5 protein-coding genes and 1 pseudogene are annotated in these 6079 nt (G+C 53.0%); all 6 read left to right on the forward strand.

Annotated features, from left to right (window positions below):
- A pseudogene (locus tag D5269_RS18390) lies at positions 1 to 251 on the forward strand (hypothetical protein); the annotation flags it as partial.
- Positions 248 to 448, forward strand: coding sequence for a transposon-encoded TnpW family protein (locus D5269_RS16455; RefSeq protein ID WP_016315191.1), 201 nt, complete (start codon positions 248 to 250; stop codon positions 446 to 448). The pseudogene D5269_RS18390 and the gene D5269_RS16455, both read left to right, overlap by 4 nt.
- Positions 449 to 728: 280 nt before the next feature.
- Positions 729 to 1469, forward strand: coding sequence for a site-specific integrase (locus D5269_RS16465; protein WP_243126934.1), 741 nt, complete (start codon positions 729 to 731; stop codon positions 1467 to 1469).
- Between the two features lie 306 nt (positions 1470 to 1775).
- Entirely contained in the window at positions 1776 to 3272 is a 1497-nt protein-coding gene (locus tag D5269_RS16470; protein ID WP_120487020.1) for a sigma 54-interacting transcriptional regulator, read from the forward strand.
- A gap of 249 nt (positions 3273 to 3521) precedes the next feature.
- Positions 3522 to 4724: a diaminopropionate ammonia-lyase gene (gene dpaL / locus D5269_RS16475; protein ID WP_120487021.1), complete on the forward strand. Its 1203-nt coding sequence runs from the start codon at positions 3522 to 3524 to the stop codon at positions 4722 to 4724.
- Between the two features lie 75 nt (positions 4725 to 4799).
- Positions 4800 to 5942, forward strand: coding sequence for a YgeY family selenium metabolism-linked hydrolase (locus D5269_RS16480; RefSeq protein WP_120487022.1), 1143 nt, complete (start codon positions 4800 to 4802; stop codon positions 5940 to 5942).
- Positions 5943 to 6079: the final 137 nt, after the last annotated feature.

Genomic DNA, 6079 nt, shown 5'->3' on the forward strand with positions numbered 1-6079 from the left:
TTTGCTGGTTTCCGCTGTTTCGGAAAGCACTCTGCGATTTGTTCGTATTGTTCTTTCTTCAGTTCCATTCCCTTATTATAGCATATCTTCGTTTGTGTGAACAGACCCTAGAACGCTGCGCCCCCCTCCTCTTTGCCGGAAAGAACTTCCGTGAGGACAACGCCGCCAACACAAAGGCGGCGGCGCGGCAGATTATCACATCAACTGCGGCCAGCCATCGGCAGACCGCCACCGAGAAAGGAGAACTATGAGCAACGAAACCAGCACCACCGAGACGAGCATCTACCCCAAGGCCACGCCGCAGACCCCGCCCGTGCTGGTGAAGAAAATCGGCAAGACCACCTACCGGGTGTGGGCGCATTTCAGCACCACCAGCACCAAGACAATGGAGGACGAAATCAAACGCCTACTTCGTGAGGAAGTCCGTCAGGTGACGGAAAACGAGTAACAGCGCAAGTAGACCGGGAACCGCAACAGGCTCCCGGTCATTTTTATCGCCGTTTTGTGAATAATTTGTAAATATGATGAAAAAGTCCTTGATGATGTGATTCTATTACTTGAAATCCAACGAAGGACATGGTACAATACTTACGCCCTGCCATGTCCTTTTTTGAAAGGGGTATCCATGTCAGAAAAGAGACGAGATGGCAAAGACCGTCTCCTCAGAACAGGGGAGAGCCAGTGTGCCGACGGAAAAAGTGACAAATTGCCGCTGAAGAAGCGTTCCTGTGGAAGTTCTCAGGGATGGGGTGATTACTGAAATCAAGAAGAGCCACGACTGGGAGAAGCCTAAGTGTCACGCATTGACAGTCCCTGAGCAGGAGGCATTCGTTGATTTTGTGGCACGGTCTCCAACTTACCGCCACTGGTCTAACTTGTTCACCGTGTTGCTTGGTACTGGAATGAGAGTAGGCGAGTGCCTTGGCCTTCGGTGGGAAGACTGTGACTTTAAGGGCAAGATTATTAATGTAAATCACAATCTCATACATCGAGTCACAGAAGCCGGGAATATGGAAATCCATATCACAACTCCGAAAACAAAGGCGGGCATTCGCATTATTCCGATGTTCGATGATGTGAAGCGGGCCTTGTTAGACAAGAGGCTGAAACAAATGGAGCATGGCTTTACACGAACCGGGATAGATGGCTATTCCGGCTTTATCTTCCAAAATCGTTTTCAGGAGATCCTCATTCCACATCTAGTTCATCGGGCCATCTGGCGCATCATCCGGGATCGTAACATTGAGGCAGGAGAAACCGGAGCGATCTGGTTACCGCATTTTTCCGTCCACAACCTACGGCCCACTTTTTGTACAAGGCTTTGTGAGAACGAGCCGAATATCAAGATTATCCAGGAAATCATGGGGCGTCGGAACATTGAAACTACAATGGACGTGTATAACGAGGCCACCAAAGAGAAGAAGATGGAATCAATTTCCAACCTGGAGGGCAAAATTAAGATAAGCTGAGTTTTACGACAAATCATGGAATACACTGTGTAACACTAAACGATATGCCGAGAAAGTAGGAAAACTGGCATGAATGGTCACGATTTGATAACTTATGTAACGGTATGCGGAGTGGAGAAACAATGTCCAGCCATAAAGCTGCTGGACAAATAAAGGGTCTGTTGGAGTGCGGTTGTCAACAAGAGAAGTTCTGAGGGAGTATAGTGCTCCCTCAGGCTTTTTCTTTTGACAGGAAGACTGGGGACGCATTTTCGTTTGGTTTAGGATTCAATTCTCCATATCACATACGGAAAGGGTGGCGCTTGGATGGAGCAGCAGGAAAAGAGCATTCTGATGCGGATTCAGGACACGGTTGTAAATTATGCGGATATTGTCTCCCAGATTTCCAGGGTGGATGTGGAGGTCGTGGATGACCGCCTGTACCGCGTGGCGGGTACCGGTATTTTCAGCGGCCGGGTCAACGAAAATATGGCGGCAGAGGGCTATGTATATAAACAGGTGCTGAAAACCGGGAAACCCCAGATTATTTATGAGCCGGGGCGGGAACCGATCTGCCGCAGCTGCCCACTCTGCAACAAATGCTATGAAGAGATCGAAATTTCCATGCCGGTATCTATGAACGGGCAGATTCTTGGTGTGATCGGCCTGGTGGGTACCAGCCTGGAGCAGAAGAAACAGATACTTCAGAATGAAAAACTATATCTGGACTTTTTGGATCAGATCACACAGTTCATTCTGGTGAAGGTCCGGGAGGAAGTGCGTCAGGCGCATGAACGCGCTCTGGAGGAAACGCTGGCCTGCGGCGACATCATTGGCAGCAGCCCGCAGATGCAGCATCTGAAGGAGAGTATCCACCGGGTATCCAAGGGGACCTCCACTGTGCTGATCACTGGGGAGAGCGGGACTGGAAAGGAGATGGTTGCCCGCGCCATCTGGAAAGCAGGCGACCGGAGTGCCGCCCCGTTTGTCGCGATCAACTGTGCGGCCATCCCGGAGAACCTGCTGGAATCCGAGCTGTTCGGTTATGTGAAAGGGGCCTTTTCCGGGGCAGACCCGGGCGGCAGGATGGGGAAATTTGAACTGGCGGATCATGGCATCCTGTTTTTGGATGAGATCGGAGACATGCCGCTCCATTTGCAGGTCAAGCTGCTGCGGGTGCTCCAGGAACGGAAGATCATCCGGGTTGGGTCGAATCAGGTGGTGCCTATCGACGTGCGGATTCTGGCTGCGACCAATAAAGACCTGTGGGAAATGGTGCAGGAAGGGAAATTTCGGCAGGATTTATACTATCGGTTGAACGTGATTCCGCTTCGTCTGGTCCCGCTGCGGGAGCGGAAAGGGGATATTGAAGAGCTGGCACTGTTTTTTGCACGCCGTTACGCCAAACGTCTCGACCGGTATTTCTGGAGGATCAGTGATGACGCGATGGAGCGTTTGAAGTCTGACCGATGGGAAGGGAATGTGCGGGAGCTGGAAAATGTGCTGGAATTTATGATGAATATGGTCCGAGAGGACGGGGTTCTGAACACGTGTACACTGCCCGAACGTTTTGACAGTTGCAAAGAAGGCAGAACCGAGCGGGTGTCGGTAGGCAGAGCGGAGAGATCACAGCGTCTATCTGGTATACAGGAGGGGATTCCAATGGCTGCGGTCATTCCACTGAAGGAACTGGAGCGGCAGGAGATTCGGAAAGCCCTTTCTCTTTATGGTGTCTCAACCAGCGGAAAAAAGCAGGCGGCCAGTCGGCTGGGGATCAGCTTGGCGACTCTGTACCGCAAACTGGAAGAATACGGCCTTTCTTAATTCTCAAAACAAGAAAACAAATTCTTAAATCGAGAAAAATTCTTAAAACAAGAAAATGCTATCCACTCAAAAACAGGAGCTTTTGCGAATCTCAAGCAGAGGGATTCGGATAAAGGCTCCTGTTTTTGTGGATATACGCCAAATAAAGCATGGAAAATTATACGGAAATGTAGAAACAATTTGAAGGCGACACGGTTGGAACAGAACTTGCTCTATAAATAGGCACACAGAGAAAGGGCGTGGAACAAGATGAAAGAGACATTTAAACTGGTAAGCAGAGAACATGGCGGAAAAGGTTGCGACCTTAGCTTCCTGAACAAGCAGGAGGCTGTAAAGATACAGAATTTTCATAAGAGTTTCCCGATGTATGCTCCCACGCCGCTGGCAAAATTGCCCGCAACTGCGGCTTGCCTGGGACTTGGGGAAATGTATGTCAAGGATGAATCCTACCGGTTTGGACTGAATGCGTTTAAGGTGCTGGGCGGCAGCTACGCCATTGGGCATTATCTCGCGGAAAAGCTGGGCAAAGAGATTTCCGAGGTGGATTATCAGGCCCTGGTCTCGGACGAGGTGAAACAGCAGCTGGGAGAACTCACCTTTGTAACGGCCACAGATGGCAACCATGGACGGGGTGTCGCATGGGCGGCCCGGCAGTTCGGCCAGAAGGCTGTGGTATATATGCCCAAAGGGAGCGCCGCCGAACGGCTGGCTAACATTCAGGCTGAGGGGGCTGAAGCTTCTATCACCGAGCTGAACTATGACGACGCTGTCCGGCTAGCCAACCGCCAGGCAGAGGAAAAAGGCTGGGTCATGGTGCAGGATACCGCATGGGAAGGGTATGAGGATATCCCCACCTGGATCATGCAGGGCTACGGCACCATGGGGCTTGAGGCATATGAGCAGCTTTCCCAGATGCCCACACACATCTTCCTCCAGGCGGGCGTCGGCTCGATGGCAGGCGCAGTGACTGGGCTGTTCGCGGCCTGCTGCGGCAAAGACCGCCCGATCATCACGATTGTGGAGCCGGAGAAAGCAAACTGCCTCTACCGGACAGCGGAAGCCAACGACGGACAGCGCCATTTCGTGACCGGAGATATGAATACCATTATGGCAGGGCTGGCCTGCGGGGAGCCTTGCAGCATCGGCTGGAACATCCTTGCCGATTATGCGGATCATTTCATCTCCTGCCCCGATTATGTGGCGGCGAAGGGGATGCGGATTCTCGGCAACCCGGCAGGCAGAGACGACCGCGTGGTATCCGGAGAGAGCGGTGCAGCCTCGTTCGGCTGTGTGGCAGAGATCATGACCAATCCGGAGCTGGCCTGGATGAAGGAAAAGCTGGGCCTGAACGAAACATCCCGCGTCCTGTTTTTCAGCACCGAGGGTGACACCGACCAGGAAAACTACAAAGCAATCGTGTGGGACGGAAAATACCCCAGCAAAGCATTTTAACCGATTGGAAGTCAGGCACCCATATGCAGGGCCGCAGGACGGTTTTGCATTGAGAATATAGAGGAGGTAAGGTCAATGTTGAGCAAAGAGAGACAAGAGCAAGTGGTGGAATTGTGCCAAAAGCTGATCCGGCAGCAGAGCTATTCCGGGCATGAGGACGGGGTAGTGGCAGAGCTGTCCGCGCAGATGAAAGCGGAGGGGTTCGACTCGGTCACAGTGGACCGGTACGGCAACATCATCGGATGCATCAAAGGCAGCCGTCCGGGAAAAAAGATCCTGTTTGACGGTCATATTGACACTGTCCCGGTGGGGGACGAGACTGAGTGGACCTATCCTCCGTTCGCGGCAGAGATTCACGACGGCAAAATCTACGGCCGCGGGACCAGCGATATGAAAGGCGCGGTGGCCGGCTTTGTAACAGCGGCTGCGGCATTTGCCGAGGACACTGGTAAGGACTTCGCAGGCGAAATCTATGTAGCCGGCGTTGTGCACGAGGAGTGCTTCGAGGGCGTGGCGGCACGCGAGATCAGCAAGGCGGTACAGCCCGACTATGTGGTAATCGGCGAGGCATCCCAGCTCAACCTCAAGATCGGCCAGAGAGGCCGCGGAGAAATCGTGGTCGAAACGTTCGGCAAGCCCTGCCATTCCGCAAACCCGGAAAAGGGCATCAACGCTGTTTACAAAATGGCCAAGGTGATCGAGGCGATCCGCACGTTGGAGCCGACCCATCACCCGGTTCTGGGGGACGGCATCCTCGAACTGACCGACATCAAATCCGCACCGTATCCGGGCGCATCGGTGGTGCCCGAGTACTGCCGGGCGACCTATGACCGCCGTCTGCTGGTGGGCGAGACCAAGGAGAGCGTGCTCGAGCCGATTCAGAAGCTGCTCGATGGACTGATGGCAGAGGACCCTCAGCTCAAGGCGAAGGTTTCCTATGCGGTTGGCAAAGAGCTTTGCCACACCGGCGCTGAGATCACCGGAGAGCGGTTCTTCCCGGGCTGGCTCTACGACGAGAACGATGCATTCGTGCAGGATGTGAAGAAACAGCTCGAGGGGATGGGCTACCAGCCGGAGATCACCCAGTACAACTTCTGCACCAACGGCAGCCATTATGCGGGCGAGGCGCAGATTAAGACATTCGGCCTTGGCCCCTCTAAGGAAAATCTGGCGCATACGGTGAACGAGTACATCGTGTCAGCGCCAGTAATAAAATGAAAGAAAACGCCGAGGAAAAAATGTAGTTTTGTGGCGGAGGAGGCGAAAAAAAGATAGACTCCCAAGAGGGCGAAAAAGAGCCCGGAAAGGGAGTCAGGAAATGAAAGGAGCACAGTGGATGGATATCCGAAGCGACA

It is taken from the genome of Anaerotruncus sp. 1XD42-93 (assembly GCF_009917605.1).
GTDB lineage: Bacteria > Bacillota > Clostridia > Oscillospirales > Ruminococcaceae > Anaerotruncus.